General features: G+C 52.8%; 20 protein-coding genes. All 20 read right to left on the reverse strand.

Annotated features, from left to right (window positions below):
* Window positions 1-277 precede the first annotated feature (277 nt).
* A complete protein-coding gene (gene lysS, locus DQG23_RS38970; RefSeq protein WP_113036461.1) occupies window positions 278-1,774 on the reverse strand; it encodes a lysine--tRNA ligase in 1,497 nt (498 codons plus the stop codon).
* 253 nt (window positions 1,775-2,027) lie between these two features.
* On the reverse strand, window positions 2,028-2,504 hold the full coding sequence (greA, locus tag DQG23_RS38975) for a transcription elongation factor GreA (protein WP_113036462.1): 477 nt from the start codon (window positions 2,502-2,504) through the stop codon (window positions 2,028-2,030).
* A 359-nt stretch (window positions 2,505-2,863) separates the two neighbouring features.
* Window positions 2,864-3,889, reverse strand: a complete 1,026-nt coding sequence (gene dusB, locus DQG23_RS38980) for a tRNA dihydrouridine synthase DusB (protein ID WP_113036463.1) — start codon at window positions 3,887-3,889, stop codon at window positions 2,864-2,866.
* A gap of 27 nt (window positions 3,890-3,916) precedes the next feature.
* Window positions 3,917-4,129: a helix-turn-helix domain-containing protein gene (locus DQG23_RS38985; RefSeq protein WP_113036464.1), complete on the reverse strand. Its 213-nt coding sequence runs from the start codon at window positions 4,127-4,129 to the stop codon at window positions 3,917-3,919.
* On the reverse strand, window positions 4,102-4,626 hold the full coding sequence (gene folK, locus DQG23_RS38990) for a 2-amino-4-hydroxy-6-hydroxymethyldihydropteridine diphosphokinase (protein WP_113036465.1): 525 nt from the start codon (window positions 4,624-4,626) through the stop codon (window positions 4,102-4,104). Before folK ends, DQG23_RS38985 begins: the two co-directional genes overlap by 28 nt.
* Before the next feature lie 3 nt (window positions 4,627-4,629).
* Window positions 4,630-4,992: a dihydroneopterin aldolase gene (gene folB / locus DQG23_RS38995; RefSeq protein ID WP_113036466.1), complete on the reverse strand. Its 363-nt coding sequence runs from the start codon at window positions 4,990-4,992 to the stop codon at window positions 4,630-4,632.
* Window positions 4,993-5,018: 26 nt separating this feature from the next.
* The gene (gene folP / locus DQG23_RS39000) at window positions 5,019-5,855 is read right to left on the reverse strand and encodes a dihydropteroate synthase (RefSeq protein WP_113036467.1); all 837 of its coding nucleotides are present in this window, start codon (window positions 5,853-5,855) and stop codon (window positions 5,019-5,021) included.
* Window positions 5,856-5,886: 31 nt separating this feature from the next.
* Window positions 5,887-6,759: an aminodeoxychorismate lyase gene (gene pabC, locus DQG23_RS39005; protein ID WP_113036468.1), complete on the reverse strand. Its 873-nt coding sequence runs from the start codon at window positions 6,757-6,759 to the stop codon at window positions 5,887-5,889.
* Entirely contained in the window at window positions 6,756-7,343 is a 588-nt protein-coding gene (gene pabA, locus DQG23_RS39010; RefSeq protein ID WP_113036469.1) for an aminodeoxychorismate/anthranilate synthase component II, read from the reverse strand. Before pabA ends, pabC begins: the two co-directional genes overlap by 4 nt.
* Window positions 7,340-8,929 (reverse strand): anthranilate synthase component I family protein, encoded by a 1,590-nt coding sequence (locus DQG23_RS39015; protein WP_113036470.1) that lies wholly within the window; start codon window positions 8,927-8,929, stop codon window positions 7,340-7,342. The genes pabA and DQG23_RS39015 overlap by 4 nt, the downstream gene beginning before the upstream one ends.
* 184 nt (window positions 8,930-9,113) lie before the next feature.
* Window positions 9,114-10,052 carry a cysteine synthase A gene (gene cysK, locus DQG23_RS39020; protein WP_113036471.1) on the reverse strand — a complete coding sequence of 313 codons (939 nt, stop codon included), beginning with the start codon at window positions 10,050-10,052 and terminating at the stop codon, window positions 9,114-9,116.
* An 86-nt stretch (window positions 10,053-10,138) separates the two neighbouring features.
* Entirely contained in the window at window positions 10,139-11,098 is a 960-nt protein-coding gene (locus tag DQG23_RS39025; protein WP_113036472.1) for a peptidylprolyl isomerase, read from the reverse strand.
* A 128-nt stretch (window positions 11,099-11,226) separates the two neighbouring features.
* The gene (hslO, locus tag DQG23_RS39030; protein WP_113036473.1) at window positions 11,227-12,102 is read right to left on the reverse strand and encodes an Hsp33 family molecular chaperone HslO; all 876 of its coding nucleotides are present in this window, start codon (window positions 12,100-12,102) and stop codon (window positions 11,227-11,229) included.
* A gap of 61 nt (window positions 12,103-12,163) precedes the next feature.
* Complete coding sequence (locus DQG23_RS39035) at window positions 12,164-12,931, reverse strand: type III pantothenate kinase (protein WP_113036474.1); 768 nt, start codon at window positions 12,929-12,931, stop codon at window positions 12,164-12,166.
* Window positions 12,928-13,797 (reverse strand): carboxylating nicotinate-nucleotide diphosphorylase, encoded by an 870-nt coding sequence (nadC, locus tag DQG23_RS39040; protein WP_113036475.1) that lies wholly within the window; start codon window positions 13,795-13,797, stop codon window positions 12,928-12,930. The genes DQG23_RS39035 and nadC overlap by 4 nt, the downstream gene beginning before the upstream one ends.
* Before the next feature lie 183 nt (window positions 13,798-13,980).
* Window positions 13,981-15,585: an L-aspartate oxidase gene (nadB, locus tag DQG23_RS39045; RefSeq protein WP_113036476.1), complete on the reverse strand. Its 1,605-nt coding sequence runs from the start codon at window positions 15,583-15,585 to the stop codon at window positions 13,981-13,983.
* A gap of 66 nt (window positions 15,586-15,651) precedes the next feature.
* Complete coding sequence (nadA, locus tag DQG23_RS39050; protein ID WP_113036477.1) at window positions 15,652-16,590, reverse strand: quinolinate synthase NadA; 939 nt, start codon at window positions 16,588-16,590, stop codon at window positions 15,652-15,654.
* A gap of 307 nt (window positions 16,591-16,897) precedes the next feature.
* Window positions 16,898-18,838, reverse strand: a complete 1,941-nt coding sequence (gene ftsH / locus DQG23_RS39055) for an ATP-dependent zinc metalloprotease FtsH (RefSeq protein ID WP_113036478.1) — start codon at window positions 18,836-18,838, stop codon at window positions 16,898-16,900.
* 122 nt (window positions 18,839-18,960) lie between these two features.
* Entirely contained in the window at window positions 18,961-19,503 is a 543-nt protein-coding gene (gene hpt, locus DQG23_RS39060) for a hypoxanthine phosphoribosyltransferase (protein ID WP_113036479.1), read from the reverse strand.
* 212 nt (window positions 19,504-19,715) lie between these two features.
* Window positions 19,716-21,146: a tRNA lysidine(34) synthetase TilS gene (tilS, locus tag DQG23_RS39065; RefSeq protein WP_238178236.1), complete on the reverse strand. Its 1,431-nt coding sequence runs from the start codon at window positions 21,144-21,146 to the stop codon at window positions 19,716-19,718.
* Between the last annotated feature and the right edge of the window lie 48 nt (window positions 21,147-21,194).

Raw genomic sequence — 21,194 nt, forward strand, 5'->3', positions numbered from 1 at the left:
GAGTATCGCCTCAAAAGCGACTTTTATACTATAACACATTGTTCTTTCTCATTGCAAGCACTTTTTTCAACCAATTTCGTCCGCCGCCTTACAGACAGCGTTCTAGCGGGCGTCTTGCGCTTGCTTTGTTGCTTGTCCGCCTCAGAAGCGGCAAGAAGTAATGTATCACATTCCGCATACCGAATGCAAGCTTTTTTATAAAAAAACTTTCCGGAACGAGAAAATCCAAAATTAAAGGGCGCCGCATCGCATGCGGCGCCCTTTAATTTGTACGATTTTAGTCGATCTGCCGGTCGCGCATATGCGGGAACAACAGCACGTCGCGAATCGAAGGAGCGTTCGTAAGCAGCATAACGAGGCGGTCGATGCCGATACCGAGCCCTCCCGTTGGCGGCATGCCATATTCCAAAGCTCGAATGAAATCGTCATCCATCTCATGCGCTTCATCATTGCCGTGTTCCTTCTCGACAAGCTGAGCTTCGAAACGCTCACGTTGATCGATCGGATCGTTAAGCTCGGTAAACGCATTGGCATGCTCACGCGCCACGATAAACAGCTCGAAACGGTCCGTGAACCGCGGATCCTGATCATTTTTCTTCGCCAGCGGCGAAATTTCCACAGGATGACCTGTAATAAACGTAGGCTGAATAAGCGTACTTTCTACGAATTCCTCAAAGAACGCATTTAAAATATGTCCGAACGTCCAGTGCGGCTCCACTTTTACTTTATGCTCTTTAGCCAGCTGCCGGGCTTCTTCATCCGTCATATGGCGGCCGAAATCGACGCCCGTCACTTCTTTAACGGCGTCCACCATCGACACGCGGCGCCATTCCGGCGTCAGATCGACTTGATGCTCGCCGTACGTTATTTTCGTCGTTCCCAGCACTTCCTGCGCAATATGCGCAATCAAGTGCTCGGTCAAGGACATAATATCTTTATAATCGGCGTACGCTTCGTACAGCTCGATCATCGTAAATTCCGGATTATGACGCGTCGAAATGCCTTCGTTCCGATAAACGCGGCCGATTTCGTATACTTTCTCCAGCCCGCCGACAATCAGACGCTTCAAGTGAAGCTCGATCGCGATACGCATATACAGCTGCATATCAAGCGCGTTGTGATGCGTGATAAACGGACGTGCTGAAGCTCCTCCCGCTATGGCGTGCAGCGTAGGCGTTTCCACCTCCAAATAGCCCTGCCCATCCAAGTAGCGGCGCATGGATTGAATAATTTTGGAACGCAAAATAAACGACTCCCTCACGTCTTGGCTCATGATCAGATCGACGTAACGCTGGCGGTAGCGCATTTCTACGTCTTTCAAACCATGAAACTTATCCGGCAGCGGATAGAGCGATTTCGACAGCACTGTGATCGATTTCGCTTTGACGGAAGTTTCGCCCGTCTGCGTTTTGAAAACCGTTCCGTATACGCCGACGATATCGCCGATATCGAGCATATCGAACGCTTGATATTCCTTTTCGTCAACCGTATCTTTACGGACATACAGTTGAATTTTGCCGGAGAGGTCTTGAATGTGAGCGAAAGACGCTTTGCCCATTCCGCGTTTTTGCATAATCCGGCCGGCCAAGCGTACCTCTACGTCCAATTCCGCCAATTCCTCTTTGGATTGGCTATCGTAAGCATCTAGGACTTGTTGTGCGGTATGCGAACGTTCGAATTTTTGACCGAAAGGATCGATCCCGAGCGCCCGCAGCTCGTCCAGCTTGTTACGGCGAATAACCAGCAGTTCGTTTAGTTCCAGTTCTTGACTCATGTTATCATCTCCTAGAAAAGTGTTGCATAAACGCAAATGTATACACGATCTGTAATATGGCGTTATAAGCATACCATATCCGGATATTCCGGGGCTAACCAATTCCCTCCACATAATGAATACGCTAAGCGACACCCGCGTCCGCCGTGCAAAATAGACGCTTTGTTAGCGCTTCGCCATATACATTCCAATAAACAGAAAAAGCTTCCGTTGGAAGCTTTCCATGGTCGAGGAGCGCTATTGCTCCGGCAGTTTATTTCTTAATATCGATAATCTGATATTGAATAATGCCCGCTGGAACGTTCACATCTACCGTAGAGCCTTTCTGCTTGCCGAGAATGGCTTTTCCGACCGGGCTTTCGTTCGATATTTTATTATGCAGAGGATCCGATTCGGCCGTACCCACGATATTGTACTCGACAGTATCGCCGAACTCGAGATCCTTCAGCGTTACGATCGAACCGATGCTTACGGTGTTGGTATCCACTTCGTCGTTATTGATAATCCGCGCGTTGCGGAGCATTTTCTCAAGCGTAATGATGCGTCCCTCGATAAAAGCCTGCTCGTTCTTCGCATCTTCGTACTCCGAGTTTTCGCTGATATCGCCGTATCCGATGGCAACTTTAATCCGTTCCGCCACTTCCCGGCGCTTCACCGATTTAAGGTTTTCAAGCTCTTCCTCCAGCCTCTTCAGGCCTTCCTGCGTCAGGATCACTTCTTTTTCTGACATTGCTTCATATCCCCTGTCATGTGATAGATTGTTCGCGGTGAACACCCGCCGGAAAGGCTCGGTTCGCAAACTCACGAAAGGCTAAGACGTACGGTATTTCGTGCCGTCATATTCAATATATTACTCACACGAAGTATGATGACTTCATGTTGCCGGTTCGGTTATTGACTGATTATATTGCAATGACCCCCAAATGTCAATCACAGGGAATTGCTCGGAATTCTACCGTCAATACACGCAAAACCCGCGTTAAACCAAGCATAACCGCCTGCACTCCCACCATACCTGCCATCGAAAACACGAACCCGCCGTATTCACGACAGATGAACGGCAATCAAGCGGCTATGCCTTCTTCAATATCAATGAACCGCAGCTTCATTACTGCCGTTCTCCAACGGCGCCTCGCCGGACGCGGTAGCAAGCTGATCCACATATTGCTCAAGGAGCTCGACCAGGATATCCCGTTTCGTCAGCTCCATGATTGCGTCTTTGACGCGGGCCGCGCCAGGCAGACCTTTAAGATACCACGCCATATGCTTGCGCATTTCTTTAACGGCCGTATTCTCGCCTTTAAGCGCGATCAACCGGTCCATATGCAATACGGCTATGCGAATCTTCTCTTCGGGCGTAGGATCGGACGGCAGCTCGCCGCCGGTCAGGTATTGGACCGTGCGATACAGCATCCAAGGGTTGCCCAGCGCGCCCCGGCCGATCATGACGCCGTCGCAGCCGGTATGGTCCAGCATCCGTTTGGCATCCTCGGGCGAAAAAACATCGCCGTTCCCGATAACCGGTATCGACACGGACTCTTTAACTTCTTTAATAATATCCCAATTAGCGGTCCCGGTATACATTTGCACCCTCGTGCGCCCGTGGACGGATACGGCTGAACCTCCGCCGTTCTCAACCGCTTTGGCGTTCTGAACCGCGTAAACATGCTCGTCGTCCCAGCCGATACGCATTTTAACGGTGACCGGCTTGCTGACGGACTTCACGACAGTCGTAATCATGCTTTCGATCTTACCGGGATCGAGCAGCCAGCGGGCGCCGGCGTCGCATTTGGTGATTTTGGGAACGGGACAACCCATATTGATATCGATAATGTCCGCGTTCGTTTGCTGGTCGACGACTTTAGCCGCTTCCACCAGCGTTTCCGTATCGCCGCCGAAAATTTGCAAGCTAAGCGGCTTCTCGCGCTCATCGACGAAAAGCATTTCCCTCGTCCGGGCATTCCCGTGCACGATCGCTTTATCGCTCACCATTTCCGCGCAGACAAGTCCGGTCCCGAACTCTTTGGCGATGAGCCGGAAGGCCGGATTGCATACGCCGGCCATCGGCGCAAGCACGACTTTGTTCTTGGCAACGATGTTTCCGATTTTAAGCATGTTTTATGCTCCCTGCTGTTCTTAATATTAAGGGGCCGCCAGTTCTTCCACGGCAACGCCAAGCGTGTCCGCGATTCGCTGAATCGTTCGGGCGTCCGCCTTGCGGGTTCCCCTTTCGATGGAGCCGACTATGGCGACCGAAACGCCGAGCTTATCGGCAAGTTCCGTCTGGGTATAGCCTTTCAGCTTGCGAAAAGCCCTTATACGCTGAGCTAATTGTTCGTTAAGCCGGTATTCCATCTCGTTACGCCTTCCTTTCCTTCCAACCCGTCCAGGTAAGCGGAAAGCGGCTCTTCCAATCCCGGCACAGCCGCTTCTTCCAGCACATCCAGCAGCGGCACGAGAACGAAAGCGCGTTCCAGCATACGCGGATGCGGGACGATCAATTCCGGTTCCGTCAACACTTCGCTTCCGAAAAGCAGCAAATCCAGGTCAATCGTCCGGGGCCCGAAACGAATATCTCTTGTACGTCCAAGCTTAAGCTCCGCATCAAGCATGGCGCCGAGCAGTTCGCCGGCCTTCATATCGGTCCGAACGGCTGCCACCGCGTTAAGAAATGCAGGCTGATCCAAATAACCGACGGGCTCCGTTTCGTAGATGGACGATAAGCGGAGAACCTGTATGCGCGGATGTTCGCCCAGCATTTGAAGCGCGCTCTGCAAATGCTTTTCGCGATCGCCCATATTGGAACCGAGCGCGATGAAAGCGAGAACCCCGCTGTTTGCGACAACGTTCATGCTTTACGCCCGCTTTCTGTGAATTTCAACAGTGACGCCTTCAAAAATAACGGCAAAAGGCGGATGCGGCTTGATGACCCGCACTGTAATTTCGTTGATACTAGTATAAGTTTGCAAAAGCGTCGATGCAACTCGCTCGGCTACGGCCTCGATCAGCTTGAACGGTTTGCCTTCGACAATCGATTTCACAATCTCGAAAACATCCGCATAATTGACGGTTTGCTCCAAATCGTCGTTAATGCCTGCAGCCTCCAAAGGCAGGAACAGCTCCACATCTACGTAATACCGTTGACCGAGTTTATTCTCCTCGGCAAATACGCCGTGATAGCCAAAAAACTCCATTCGTGTGAGTACGATCTTATCCATTATTCCCCCGCCCTTCTTCAGTCAATTTACGCATTCGGATTGCGCGCATGAACGATCGCCTCCGTCATCGCCGCCACCCGCTTCATCTGCTTCACATCATGGACGCGGATGATTTGGCAGCCTTGCGCGATCCCGATCGCCACGGTTGCGCTTGTTCCTTCCACAACATCCTCGGCAGGCAGCTGCAGCGTGCGTTGAATGAAGCTTTTACGGGAGGTCCCGAGCAGTACAGGGTATCCCAGAGCGACGATACCGTTCAAATGATTCATCAAGTACAGGTTATGTTCGTAGTTTTTGGCAAAACCGATGCCCGGATCGAGAATGATCCGTTCGGCGCGAACGCCTGACGCAAGCGCAAGCCTGACGCTTTCCTGCAAATCGGCGATGACGTCCGGCACGAATGCGCCGTAATTCATATCGGTCCGGTTATGCATAAGAATGACGGGACAATCGTATTCCGCCGCAATTCGGGCCATCGCCGGGCTGTCTTTAAAGCCCCATATATCGTTAATGATATGCGCGCCTGCCTCAAGACTGCGCTTCGCCACCTCAGGCTTGTACGTATCGACGGAAATCGGCACGCCTACCGCTTCACGTAGCGCTTCGATTACGGGCAGCACCCGCCGGAGTTCTTCTTCAAGCGATACTTTCTCCGCTCCCGGACGAGTCGATTCGCCCCCAATATCGATGATGTCCGCACCTTCCGCAACCATTTGGCGCGCTCTTTCGATCGCCTTCTCCGTAGACGCGTAGCTTCCTCCGTCGGAGAACGAATCGGGTGTCATATTTAAAATGCCCATGATGAGCGTCTTTTCGCCTAATGTAAGAGACAGCTCCCGGCAAGCCATCGTTCGTGTCGTCATGTCTTCCCTCCGCACAAAATGGAATTCGGGGTTATTCCGCGCATAACGCCCGGTATTCGTTCAGAAGCAAACGCGCTGCAGGTCCCGGCTTTCCATCGCCGACAATGCGTTCGGCTCCTTGCTTATCGAAAATCGACGTGATCGGAACGACCTCCTGGATCGAGTTCGTCACAAAACATTCGTCGGCATGGCAAAGATCGTCCCACGTATAGAAGCCTTCCTCCGGCCGTAAGCCTTTTTGCTCCGCGAGGCGTAAAATACATGAGCGCGTTATTCCCGGTAAAATGCCCGTTTCAATCGAAGGCGTCATGCAGACGCCGCCGCGTACCAGAAATACATTGCTTACAATGCCTTCCGCCACATGGCCGCCCCCCGTCAGAAACATCCCCTCGGCACCTGCGGCCCAAGGATAACCGGACATTTCCCGTTTGGCCAGTATGTTGTTCATGTAGTGAAACGACTTGAAACGCACCGCCCCTTCCGGCGTGTTTCGGGTCAGCTGCAGAAGCTGCAGCTGCTTTCCGCGCTCATACAGCGCTTCATTCGCCGCAGGCAGCGCTTTAACGTACAATATTTCCGCCGGCTTCCCGTATCGGCCGGCAGGCAGCCCCAGCGCCTCCTCGCCGGCCGAGACCGAAAGCCGGAAATACCCGTCCGTCAGCCCGTTGTCCGCCAGCAGCCGTTCGACCAAACGGCGGATATGGCCGGCATCGGGACGATAATCGATCCACAGCTCCTGCAAGGCTTGTTCCAGCCTGGATAAATGCTCATCCAGCATAAACGGCTTGCCGGCATAGGTGCGAAACGTTTCAAAAAAGCCGATTCCATAGAGAAAGCCGTGATCGTACGCGGAGATCACGGCGTTTCCTTCCTCTATCAATTGTCCGTTGACCGCGATAATCATGCGTGTGTTCCGCTTCCCGCTTTTAATGCGAGGAAGTTCTTAAGCAGCGTAAGCCCATGCTCCGAAATGACCGATTCCGGGTGGAATTGAACGCCCTCGATCGGGTACTCCTTATGACGCAGCGCCATAATTTCGCCTTCGGCCGTTCGTGCGCTCACTTCCAGGCAATCCGGCAGCGTTTCGCTTTTGACGATAAGCGAATGGTAACGAGTCGCCGTGTAAGGGGACGGAATATCGCTGAAAATGGTTTTGCCGTCGTGGCGGATCTCCGACGTCTTGCCGTGCATCAGACGCTCCGCCCGTATGACTTCGCCGCCGAACGCTTGTCCGATCGATTGATGCCCGAGGCAAACGCCTAGAATCGGCACTTTACCTTTGAAATGTTCGATCAGCGCCAGGCTGATCCCCGCTTCATTCGGCGTACAAGGCCCCGGCGAAATCAGGATATGATCCGGCTTCAACGCTTCAATACCGGCTAAATCGATCTCGTCGTTACGGCGAACGACAACCGTTTCTCCGATTTCCCCCAAATACTGAACCAGGTTATACGTAAACGAGTCGTAATTGTCGATGACTAGAATCATATGGTATCCCCCTTTAAGATAGGCGAAGCCGCCTGTTCCTCTGCCTCTGTTTCTTTATCGTTCCCGCTATAATGAACGGCCTTCCACAGCGCCTTCGCTTTATTCAGCGATTCGACGTATTCCTTTTCCGGCACGGAATCGATCACGATGCCCGCTCCCGCTTGCACGTATCCTTTGCCTCCGGCAGCTACGAGCGTTCGTATAAGTATATTTAATTCCATATTGCCGTTGTAGTCAATCCAGCCCATCGACCCGGTATATGGCCCCCTGCGGACCGGCTCGAGCTCCTCGATGATCTCCATCGTGCGCACCTTGGGTGCCCCTGTAATCGTTCCGCCAGGAAATGCAGCCGCGGTAATGTCGTACACATCCTTGTCCTGCATTCGTTCGCCGCGAATTTCGGAAACGATATGCATGACGTGGGAATAATATTCGATCACCATCAGATCGTCTACCCGTACGGTGCCGTATTTGGCGATTTTCCCGATGTCGTTCCGTTCGAGATCGACAAGCATAATATGCTCCGCTCTTTCCTTCTCGTCCCATATCAGTTCATCCGCCAGTTTCCGGTCTTCGGCTTCGTTCATCCCGCGGGGTCTCGTCCCGGCGATCGGACGCGTTCGTACCGTGTCGCCCTCCACCTGCACGAGAAGCTCCGGCGAGCCGGAAACAAGCTGAAAGCCCGGAGCTCTCAACAAACCCATATAAGGAGACGGATTCAACAGCCTGAGCCATTCGTAGACCGTTTCCGGCTCCGACTTCAGCTCCACGCTCTGCCTGACGGACAAGTTGACTTGAAAAACGTCGCCCGCTTCAATATAACGCTGAATGCGCCGAACCGCTTCCATGTATTCATTTTTGCCGAACGCGCGTTCTACGCCGGGTATGGCTTCCACGTCGATTTGCAGCCGGTCTTGCGCCATTGCCTGTTCGCGTCTTTGCCGCTCTTCTTTGGATCCGGGATCGTCATTCACAGCCGCGATATCGCGCCACGCCCGTACCATCCGCTCTGCACGCAACCGAGCTTCCTCATAGGCGGAACGAAGCCGCTCATCGTCAACGTTCTCGCCGATATGATGGCTCACCGAGCAATATAGCGCATTCTCCTCGTGGTCCAGCACATAAAGTTCATCGAACCGCATCATGTAATAATCGGGAAGCGGCAAATCGTCGGCAGCCTTGTTCGGCAGCCTTTCGATCGAACGGGCGATGTCATAGCCCAAAAAGCCTACGCAGCCTCCGACAAATTTCGGCAATTGCAGAACGCGCGGCGAACGGTACGGCGCCATCCATTCTTTAATAAGCGCAAGCGGATCCCCCTCACGGCGAACGGAAGGCCTCCCGTCGGCCCAGGTTACGATAGCTTCGCGGTTTTTGCCGCTGATGACCGACACCGGTGACAGCCCCAAAAAGGAATAACGGCCGCCTTTTCCACTTTCAAGCAAAACCGACGACTCCGATGCCATTTGCCATGCGCGTTCCCAGGACAACAGACGGGATTCCGGCAAGGTTGTTTGAAATACCATAGGAAGAACGGTATACGTTCGGGCCCAGTCCTTCCATTGATCGAACGAAGTGACAATCACAAGGGTACCTCCCTATACTTCAAACGAGGCTTACAATTTCATTAAGTATATAGGAAACCGGCGAAAATAAAAAGCGCGCAGGCAGCCTGCCCGGCATGTCCATGCGATGATGCCGTGCAATTCCCCGGGTGAAAAGCGAAAGCCCCTCCGTATAGAGGGGCTGACTTTAAACGAAGCGCTTCACTTAGTCTTCGAACTGGTACAGCGGCGTGCTGAGGTAACGTTCCCCGTTGCTCGGGATGATCGCTACGACACGTTTTCCTTTGCCGAGCTCTTTGGCTACTTTCAGAGCGGCGAAGATCGCGGCACCGGAAGAGATACCGCCAAGGATTCCTTCTTCTTTGGCAACGCGGCGCGACGTTTCGAACGCATCCTCGTTCTCGACAGGAATAATGTCGTCATAAATGCTTGTGTTCAAAATATCGGGCACGAAACCTGCGCCGATCCCTTGAATTTTGTGCGGGCCCGGTTTGCCGCCGGACAGAACCGGGGAAGCCGCAGGCTCAACCGCATATATTTTGATGTTCGGGAAGTTTTCTTTCAATACTTGGCCGGCTCCGCTGATCGTACCGCCTGTACCGATGCCCGAGATAAAAGCGTCGAGCTTGCCGTCATGCGCATTGATCGCTTCGACGATTTCCGGACCCGTCGTTTCGCGGTGAACTTTCGGATTGGCCTCATTCTTGAATTGCTGCGGAATGAAATAAGTCGGGTTCTCGGCTTGCAGCTCTTCCGCACGGCGGATAGCGCCTTTCATGCCTTCCGCGCCAGGCGTCAGCACCAGTTGGGCTCCATATGCGCGAAGCAGGTTTCGGCGTTCTATACTCATCGTTTCCGGCATGACGAGAATGGCTTTATATCCTTTCGCTGCGGCGACCATCGCAAGTCCGATTCCGGTGTTGCCGCTGGTCGGTTCGACGATCGTGTCGCCCGGCTTCAATTTGCCTTCTTGCTCGGCAACTTCGATCATGCTGATTGCGATACGGTCTTTCACGCTTGCGCCGGGATTCTGGAATTCCAGCTTCAAATAAATTTCCGCACTATCTTCAGGTACGACACGATTCAAACGAACAAGTGGAGTATCGCCAATAAGCTCAGTAATGGATTGCACAAGCTTTGCCATGTGAAGTCCTCCTCAAAATACATTTCCGAGTGTTTTAGTTGGTTTTATATTTTCATATTACCAATAGAAACCAAAGGTGTCAATCATCATTTTCTTAGCTCTGCGTCTAAAATGACCGCGTTACGTTCGTCACGCAGCTCCTGCGTCACTTCTTTGAGGGGTTTTGCTTTTTGCAAAGCCAGCTGCTTGCGAAGCGACTCGCGGATCTCTTCCTGATTCCCTTTATTCATTTCCTTCCGGTCGTTCAGCTTGACGACTGCGTAGCCGTCCGTAAACGAAATCGGCTTGCTGATTTCCCCGACTTTCAGCGATTGAACGGCCTTCATGATCGATGCCGCCACGAACGGATCGTTCTCGTCGATCCATCCCATATCGCCGCCGTCATTAGCCGTAGCCGTATCCAGCGAACGTTCCTTGGCCAGAGCCGCGAAATCGCGCCCGCCCTTGGCCAGCTCAATCGTTTTATTCGCCTGCTCAAGCGTTTCCGATATAATCTGTTGAAAACGGTATTGCACGATGCTGCGGAACTCCTCGGGATGCGCCTTCATGAAGGCATCCACTTCTTGATCGCTTACCTGTATGCCGTTGGTTGCGATTTTCTCGAGCAGGAGCTTATAATACACGTCCTCGCGCAAATCTTCTTTGCTTAGTCCGATCTGCTCCTTCATCGCGGTATAAAATTGTTCCTCGCTGTCGTACCCTTGCTGCATCCGCTTGATCTCGCGATCGAGCTCTTCCCGCTCCAGCTTCAGACCGATCTTATCGGCCTTCTGCTGAATGGCTTCGCGGTCGAGCATCTGGTTAAGCAGCTCCGCGCCATGACGGTTTATCAAATTTTGCGTCAAATCGCTCTCTTTAATTTCGCGATCGCCGATTCGGGCCAGCACGCGGTCTTCTTTTTTCTCGGGTTCCTTGATTTCTCCTTGTTTGACAGTCTCTCCTTCGGCACGCGGGGTCCCCAGCATACGAGCCACGATCCCGGTCAATCCAACCGTTACCACAAGCAAAAAAACGACGGCTCCCCACAGTAGTTTTACGTTTCTCATCCTACTCTCCTCTAACTGCAAATGAGCGTTCGACCCGCTTCAAGGATAAACGCCCGCCGACGTTTTGGACTATGGCGTTTACCTTAGGTTTAGAGCCGCTTCCACGATCTGCTTCCGACTAAATGGCGTTATGATTTTATTTTTTCCATAACTGCCTCTAATGCATCCTTCTCGAATAAATAGGCCTCGTTGCAGAAATGACAAACCACTTCCGCCTTGCCGTCTTCCTCCAGAATGGATGCAAGCTCCTCGGCGCCCAAGCTGATCAAGGTCTGCTCTACTCGTTCTCGGGAGCATTTGCATTTGAACACGACATCCATCCGGTCCAAAATCCGGACATCCTCAAGCACCGTATCCAAAATGTGCTCAAGCGCAGCCCCTTCATCCAGCATGCGCGTAATCGGCGGGAGCTTGCTTAGACGCTCTTCCATTCTGGCAATGTCCTCATCGGCCAATCCCGGCAGAAGCTGAATGATAAAACCCCCCGATGCTTTGACGGTAAAGTCCACATCGACCAGAACGCCTAACGCGACTGCGGAAGGAGTTTGCTCGGATTTCGTGAAGTAGTACGTAAAATCTTCGCCCAGCTCTCCCGAGACGATCGGCGTGCTCCCGCGATACGGCTCCTTCAAGCCGAGATCCTTGATGATGTATAGAAACCCTTCCGTACCGACCGCACCGGCAACGTCCAGCTTGCCGACAGCGTTTAAAGGCAGATCGATTTCCGGATTATCGACATAACCCCTTACTTCCCCGTTCGCATTGGCGTCGACGACGATTTGTCCGATAGGTCCGCCGCCTTTTATTTGAACGGTCAGCTTTTCGTTCCCCTTCATCATGGCGCCCATCATGGCGCCTGCGCTTGCCGCTCGTCCGAGCGCAGCAGTCGCTGTCGGCGTCGTACGGTGTCTGCGCTGCAGCTCGCCGACAAGCTCTGTCGTTAGCGCTGCAAAAGCCCGGACCTTCCCTTGAAATGCAGTTGCGCGAATCATATAGTCTGTCATGAAGTCACCTCTTACATACGGTTTCATTGTCTAAAACGTTCCGTTCCAACAAATATTACGGTTATTGCGCGTTTCGTTCATAGATGATTCTCAAGCCTTGCAGCGTAAGCAGCGGATCGACAAGCTGAATCGTTTTGGATTCGCTCGCGATCAACTGAGCCAGTCCGCCGGTCGCTACGACCTTCGGATCGGTGCCGAACTCCTCGCGCATCCGGTCGACGATACCGTCCACCTGTCCCGCAAAGCCGAAAATAATACCCGCCTGCATAGCGGCGATCGTATTGCGGCCGACCGTGCTTTTCGGTCTGACCAGCTCGATTCTCGGCAGCTTGGCGGCGCGCTGGTATAAAGCCTCCGTCGATATGCCGATCCCCGGCGCAATGGCGCAGCCGAGCAGCTGACCGCGTTCATCCATGTAATCGTATGTAGTCGCCGTACCGAAATCGACGATAATGAGCGGCGATCCGTAAAGCTCCTGGCCGGCTACTGCATTAACAATCCGGTCGGCTCCAACCTCCCGCGGATTTTCGATTCTGATGTTCAAGCCCGTTTTGATGCCCGGCCCTACGATGTAAGGCGTTTTCTTAATATATTTTGAGCAAAGCTGCTCCAAAACAAACATTAGAGGAGGAACGACGGAGGAAATCATGACGCCTTCGATATCTTCCATCCGAATCCCGCCCAATTGGAACAGGTTATAGAACATAACGCCGTATTCGTCGGCCGTAGCCGACCGGTTCGTGCTGAGACGCCAATTGTAAAGCAGCTTATCTCCCTCGTAAATGCCGAGAACCATGTTTGTATTCCCGACGTCAACAACCAAAATCATCCGTTACTCCCCTTCCGCTCGCCCAGATCCAGACTGATGTCAAGCGCCTGTACCGAGTAGGTGAGCCGGCCGACAGAGATGACGTCTACGCCGCTAAGCGCAATTTCCTTGACCGTTTGAAGGGTTACCGAACCCGAGGCTTCTACAATGATATGCGGAGCTCTAGCCTTTATGAGCTTCACCGCTTCCGCCATCATCGCCGGCTTCATGTTGTCGAGCATAATGATATCCGGCTGCGCCCCCAGCGCTTCCTCCAGCTGCTCGAAGGTTTCCACTTCGACCTCAATCTTCATCGTGTGCGGGATCAACGAGCGCGCGGACAAAATCGCCTTCGCAACGCCGCCCGCTCCCTTAATATGATTATCCTTGATCATGACCGCGTCGTACAGCCCGAACCTGTGGTTGTGGCCGCCTCCGACACGCACTGCGTATTTCTCCAGCATGCGGTGGCCGGGCGTCGTTTTGCGCGTATCGACAAGCCTGACAGGGAGTCCTTCCAGTGCTTCGACGAATTGCCGCGTTCTGGTGGCGATCCCGGACAAACGCTGCATAAGGTTCAAGGCAAGCCGTTCTCCCAGCAAAATGCTGCGCGTGCTGCCTTCCACCTCGATAAGCACCGTTCCTTTGACGACCGCCTCGCCTTCGGCTGCGACCGCCTTGAAACGGATACCCGGATCGACCTCGCGAAATACCGCCTCGGCTACCGGCAAACCGCAGAAGATTCCATCTTCCTTGACATGAAGAATACCTTTAGATTGGTGATCTAAAGGTATTGTCGTCATCGTCGTCATGTCGCCGGACCCGATATCTTCGTCAAGCCATAGCCGTATTTGCTTCCGCAGCGATTCGTTATGTAGTTCCAGCATAATTTTCACTCCTAAGGCGTTTCGTAAAAAAACGCAGTATCGTAAGCTGCACATCGAAAAAGCGGCATTGAAACATTGACGGCGCCTACATTAGTTTAACGAATAAACGGGAGTCCACCTTGCATTCCGAAAGGGATTGCCTTGCCGCTTCAGACATCTTGGTTGCGTTTCAAACGCGTTCCGCTAAACGCTCTCCTCAATGATGCCGTTATCGCGGCTGAATACCAGATGCTTGCGCCACCGGTCGTCGTTCCGTTCCGGGAAATCCTCGCGGCAATGTCCGCCTCGGCTTTCTTCCCGCATCAACGCCGCACGCGTCGTCAACAGCGCGCAGGTCAGAAGGTTCGCAAACTCGTATTCCTCGCGTTTGGTAAGCAGCGCATTAAAGACGTTCAGCTGGCGCTGCAGCTCCTCATAGCCCTTCTCCAGCATTTTGCCGCTGCGAAAAAGCCCGACGTATCGCAGCATAATCTTCTGCAGCTTTAACCGTTTCTCGACAAACGGCTGAATAAGCGGCTCCGTTCGTGCGAGCGAAGGACGAATTTCCGGACAAACGCCGACCGGCTCCAAGCCGCTGATTCGCTCGATAATACGTCGGCCGAAGACGATCGCCTCGGACAGCGAATTGCTTGCCAAGCGATTCGCTCCATGTACCCCTGTAGACGAAGCTTCTCCGCAAGCGAAAAGCCGCTTCAACGACGTCTCGCCGTAAAGATCGGTTTTGACGCCTCCCATCATATAGTGCGCAGCAGGCGCTACGGGAATCCAGTCGGTCGTCAAATCCAAGCCGTATTTCATGCAGGTTTCGTAAATCGTGGGAAAACGATGCTTCACCATATCGGAAGGCTCGTGCGTCACATCGATATATACGAAGGTCGATTTCGTAAGCTCCATCTCACTTACGATCGCCCGCGCGACTACATCGCGGGGCGCCAGTTCCAGCTGCTCATGGTAACGCTCCATAAAGCGCTCCCCGTTGATGTTGCGCAAATACGCGCCCTCGCCGCGAACGGCTTCCGAGATAAGAAACCGCGGCGCCCCCGGGTAGCACAGAACGGTCGGATGAAATTGAATAAATTCGACGTCGCGTATTTCCGCTCCCGCCCGGTAAGCGATCGCGATGCCGTCCGCCGTAGCAATTTCCGGGTTAGTCGTGTAACGGAACAGCTGGCCGGCTCCCCCGGTACAGAGAACGGTAGCGTTGCCCTGCACATATACACGCTGTCCATCCGGCTTTTGGACGATCCCGCCAAAACATTCGCTCTTATCGGTCACTAGGTCGATGACAAAATGCTCGTCCCACACTTCGATGTTCGGATGCTGCATGGCCTTCTCCGACAGCGCTCTGACGATTTCGAATCCGGTCGCATCCCCATTCGCATGTAAAATACGGCGCTGGCTGTGCGCGCCTTCCTTCGTCAGCGCGAGCTCCCCGTTCTCGATGTCGAACTGCGTACCCATCCGGATTAAATCCTTCACCCCGGCAGGTCCCTCATGCACAAGCACTTCAACCGCATCCGGCGAGCAAAGACCGGCTCCGGCAAAAAGCGTGTCCTGCACATGGTAATCCGGCGAATCTTCGTCGGATATGACAGCAGCAATACCGCCTTGCGCGTATCTTGTGTTGCTTTCCATCAGCGATTTTTTCGTTATCAATAATACTTTGCGGGTTTCCGCCGCTTTAATCGCTGTAAATAAGCCGGCTATGCCGGCGCCGATCACGATAATGTCAGCTTGCACCTTCGGCAGCTGGCGATGATCGATATCAACCAAGTATCGCGGTATCATTGTGTCATTTCACCTTTCGGGAAGTACTGAACCGTTAAATTTCCGGAAACGAGGAAGCAGCGCATGCTACTTCACTTGCAGCATGCGCTCTAACGAAGCTCTTGCCTTATCGGCAACTTGCGGCGGTACATAAATTTGCGGAGACATCGTCTCCAGGCATTTGACGACTTTCTTCAGGTTGTTAACCTTCATATTTGGACATACCAAATATTTCGTCGCAAAATGGAATGTCTTATTCGGGCTGTCCATACGAAGCTGATATCCTGTTCCGTCTTCCGTACCTACAATAAATTCTTGGCAGTCCGACTCCCGGCAATATTTAATAATTGCGGTTGTGCTTCCGACAAAATCGCCAAGCTTCACGACTTCCGGACGGCATTCCGGATGTACGACGAATTGCGCGTTCGGATGCTGCGCCTTCATCTCTTCGACATCCTTGACGGTCAGCATGTCATGGGTATTGCAGTACCCTTCCCAAATGATCATCTTCTTGTTCGTGAATTTAGACACATAGTCCCCTAAATTTTTATCGGGTACCCATATAATCTCCTCTGCGTCGACGGATTCGATTACTTTAATCGCATTCGCCGACGTGCAGCAGATGTCCGTTTCCGATTTTACATCGGCCGAAGTATTGATATAAGCGACGACTTTCGCATTGGGATGCTGCTTCTTCAGCGCTCTCAAGCCGTCTACGTTCACCATGTCGGCCATGGGGCAGCCGGCCCGCTCGTCAGGGATAATAACCGTCTTATTCGGCGCTAAAATTTTGGCGCTTTCTCCCATGAAGTGAACGCCGCAAAACACGATTACTTCCGCGTCCGTAGAGGCGGCCTTCTGGGCAAGCAAGAACGAGTCACCGCGAAAATCGGCAATTTCCTGAATTTCATCGCGTTGATAATAATGCGCCAAAATAATCGCATTGCGTTCCTTCTTCAACTGAAGAATACGCTCCTTCAGTTCGCGGTTCTGCTCCGCCTTTCTCTCTAGAGCCAAAGCTTCCACGCAGGCTCTCCCCTTCCATTTATTATTACAAGGATAAACGACTACCGGCGTCTTGAACGTCGGCGTTACCCATAGGTCCAGAGCTGCTTCCACAATGTACTTTCTTATAGTCTCAAGAAACGGCCCTTGTCAACCGATACGGCCACTTGTGAAGAAACGCACAAGCTACGCCGGACCCCACACATCTCATCGTTTAGTTTAAACCTAATTTACACATTCTTAATGGTGGTGTCAATCTCGTTTTGGCGTCAAAAACGGAAAAATCCGGCGCCGCCGATAAGGCTGCTCCGGATTCCTTTGATTCCCTTTATTCTTCCTTGTCATCCTTCTTCTCGCGTTCAAAGTCGAGCTTGTTGGCGTCGCTTTGATAATCTTGACCAAGGATGTTGATTTTTACGTCTTCGCCGCTGTCGCCGCCAACAATGCCGCCTTGTTCGATCAACTCGACGATTTGATCTTTGTCCAGCGTTTCGCGTTCGATCAGCGTTCTGGCAATCAGGTGAACCTGCTCGCTGTGAGTCTCCAAAATTTTTCTGGCCCGCTCATAGCAAGAACGGATCAAGCTTTGCATTTCTTGGTCGATTTCGTAAGCGATCGCGTCGCTATAATTCTGCTCGTGGCCGAAATCGCGACCCAAGAATACTTGGCCGCCTTGCGCCGTACCGAACTGGAGCGGTCCGAGCTTATCGCTCATTCCGTAATCGACGATCATGCTTCTGACGATTGCCGTAGCTTTGCGGAAGTCGTCGTAAGCGCCCGTTCCGATTTCGCCGATAAACATCTCTTCCGCTACCCGCCCGCCAAGCAAGCCGGTAACTTGATCGAGAAGCTCGTTCTTTGTCGTAACAAGCGGATCCTCCGCTTCCTTAGGCAGCGAGATCACGTAACCTCCCGCGCGTCCGCGCGGCACGATCGTAACGCGGTGAATCATATGAGCGTCGCGCGCGTGATATCCAATAATCGCATGACCTGCTTCATGGTAAGCGATCGTCTTCTTATCGCGGTCGCGGATAATGCGGCTTTTCTTCTGCGTACCTACAATGACGCGGTCGAAGGCTTCCTCGATCTCGCTCATCGAAATGTCCTTACGGTTGCGTCTTGCGGCGATAAGCGCCGCTTCGTTAAGCAGGTTTTCCAAGTCCGCTCCGGTAAAACCGGTCGTATAACGGGCAAGCGAATCCAGCTTGACGTCTTTGCCCAGCGGCTTGTTGCGCGCGTGAACTTTCAGTACGGCTTCACGGCCTTTGACATCCGGACGATCAACCGTGATTTGACGGTCGAAACGGCCTGGACGCAAGAGCGCGGGGTCAAGAATATCCGGGCGGTTCGTTGCAGCGACGATAATGATGCCTTCGTTCGCGCCGAAGCCGTCCATCTCGACGAGCAATTGGTTGAGCGTCTGCTCGCGCTCGTCATGTCCGCCGCCGAGACCGGCGCCGCGCTGACGGCCGACCGCATCGATCTCGTCGATAAAGATGATACAAGGAGCATTCTTCTTCGCGTTCTCGAACAAGTCGCGAACCCGGGAAGCGCCGACGCCGACGAACATCTCAACGAAGTCGGAACCGGAAATGCTGAAGAACGGAACGCCCGCTTCGCCGGCAACTGCACGCGCAAGCAGCGTTTTACCGGTACCCGGAGGCCCCACCAGCAATACGCCCTTCGGTATGCGTGCGCCGACCGCAGCGAATTTACGCGGATCCTTCAAGAACTCGACGACTTCGACAAGCTCTTGCTTCTCTTCGTCTGCCCCTGCCACGTCCTCGAACGTAACGCGTTTCTTCTCTTCATTGTACAAGCGGGCCCGGCTCTTGCCGAAATTCATGACTTTGCCGCCGCCGCCCTGAGCTTGATTCAACAGGAAGAAGAACAAGACGAATATAATCACAAAAGGAATGATGGACGTCAGGAAGGATATCCAAATGCTGGTCCCTTCCATCTTCTCATGAACTTCCTCTTGTACTTTGCTGGTTTCAATCAACTCGATAACACGATCGTCCAACGGCGCGCGTGTTTTGAAGCTTTTGCCCGTTACGTACTTCCCTTTAATAAGGAATGTCCCGCCCTCGGGCTGCACTACGAGTTCCTGAATTTTGTTGTCCCCTGTTTCTACTTTAAGATACTCGCGGAACTGGCTGTAGGAAATCGTATCTTCCATTTCGTTCTGCGCGCTGATAAATCGTACAATCCCGATGACAACCAAAATGATTAGTAAATAAAATCCGGTATTTCGGAGGATTCGATTCATCCCCAACCTCCTCTCAAGGGCACACTTGTTTTATTTTACCACAGTAAGTCTCGGCTTCACAATATTAAGGTGCGATGAAACAATAAGTGCGTTTATTGTGCACCGCGGCGCTTTCGGCCGCTTTATTTTCCTGCGTAAACGGCTTCCTTCAAGATGCCGATGTACGGGAGATTCCGGTATTTTTCCGCATAATCGAGGCCGTAACCGACGACGAAAGCGTCAGGCAGCGTATAGCCTTTGTAATCCGGCTCAAGATCGACCGTTCTGCGGATGGGCTTGTCAAAGATCGTTACGACCGAAACAGAAAGCGCATTGCGTCTCTCAAGCACATCGATCAAATAGCTGAGCGTAAGACCGCTGTCGATAATATCTTCGACGATAAGAACGTTCCGCCCTTCCACGGGGACGTCCAAATCTTTAATGATCTTCACGACGCCGGATGATTTCGTCGACTGGCCGTAGCTGGAAACCGCCATAAAGTCGACTTCGAGGGGGATCGTAATCGATTTGACCAAATCGGACATAAAAATAAACGCGCCTTTCAGCACGCAGATGACGAGCAGGTTTCGTCCCTCGAAATCTTGGCTGATTTGTTGCCCAAGCTCTTTAACCTTCTGCATAATCTGTTCTTCGCTGTAAAGCACCTCTTGAATGTCGTTGTGCAACGAGACACCCTCCTACGTTATTCTATGAATCAAAAGCCGCTTCGATACTACCCTGTATGATCGCGATTGAATCCGTTCAACAGGCAGCCGGCATAATATGGACAAAAACCAAACCATCCGGCCGTTCAAGCATCGTTCCAAACCATTCGGCGAGCACATTGCTTGCGACTATCTTCACATCGGAGCGCCTCGGCTGCATGCCGGTGCATCGATTACGAATGCTCGCCCCGGTCGAGCCGAATCCGGAATATACGGGTTGTCTTCGCCGTAGGCTTGGCGTACGCCGAGCGGCGTCCAGGCAGCCAAAGCACACGGTTTTGCGCGTCCAGAACGAGCGGAAGGCGATCCCGCAGCCGGGGAGGCACTTTATCGTCAATGAAGATATCTTTTACTTTTTTGGTTCCGTTTAAACCCGAAATCGCCATTCGATCTCCGGCATGCCGATTGCGCACCGTAAGCGGAAATTGAAGCTCGTCGAGGTCGAACCACATTTCGTCCCGGCCTATAACGGGCCGATCCTCATTCGAAGATGCCGCTGAGCCAGCATCCTGTCCGGATATCGCCGAAATCCGCCATCCCGTGCCAGGCAGCACCCATTCGCCCCCTTCAGGGCGTACTATATAATGGAAGCTTTCCGCAGATGCCTCGCTCTGGGATACGAAACGGATAACGTCGTACTCACGGACAAAAAAAATACGCTCGCCGATTTGATGCGTCAACGTTGTCGGTTCCACCTGTACAATCGCCGAACGAACCAATTCCATCGTGACATAATCGAACAAACCTTGATCTTTCGCAAGATAACTTAATATTAGTTTAATCAATCGCCTTTGTAAAGCGACATGAAGCCCGGCAAAAGACCCCCGGGAAAAGCGAAAACCGCCTGCCTCCGCCGCCGCCAAATCGTTGAATACCCGCTTCGCCTCGCCTTCCATGTAATCGTCTTCGGGACCGGCCAGGTCGGCCAGCCGGTTAAGCGCCTGAGGCAATTGAGGATTATACCTCAGAAGCTGCGGCATCAGGTCGAGGCGCACCTGGTTTCGCATGTATTTACGTTGGGCATTGCTGCTGTCTTCGCAATAAGCGAGCCCGTAAAGCTCGCAATGCATTAATACCTCTGACTTGTATATACGAATGAGCGGGCGGATCAGTTCCACATTTTTCACGATTCGCCGTTGGCGAATTCCGGAAAGTCCCGAAAGCCCGCTCCCCCTCAGAATGCGCATGAGTACCGTTTCCGCCTGGTCGTCCGCATGATGAGCAAGCGCGATCTTCGTGGCTCCGTAGCGATGAGCCGTTTGGCGTAGAAACTCGTACCTTTTCTCCCTCGCCGCATTTTGCGGATTGTCGCCCGTCTCGCGAATGTATGCCGGAACGTCAATAACGCCCACTTCGCAAGGCAAGCCCATTTGCTCGGCCAACTCGCGAACCTGCTCCGCTTCGCCGTCCGATTCCGCTCCTCGAAACTGATGATTCACATGCGCCACGACCAGCTTCAAACGCCACTTGGACGATAGCAAAAAGAGGATATGAAGCAGCGCCACGGAATCGGGTCCACCCGAAACGGCCACCACTACGCTATCCTCCGGCTTCAACAATTGATGCAGCGTCATTTCCTGTTCAATTTTGCGGAGTAGCTCCACTGTCGTTCATCCTCTCAATCCCGCCTATCCCTTGTGCCTTATCCTTAT

The organism is Paenibacillus contaminans (genome assembly GCF_003285015.1).
In the GTDB taxonomy this organism is placed as follows: Bacteria; Bacillota; Bacilli; order Paenibacillales; family NBRC-103111; genus Paenibacillus_V; species Paenibacillus_V contaminans.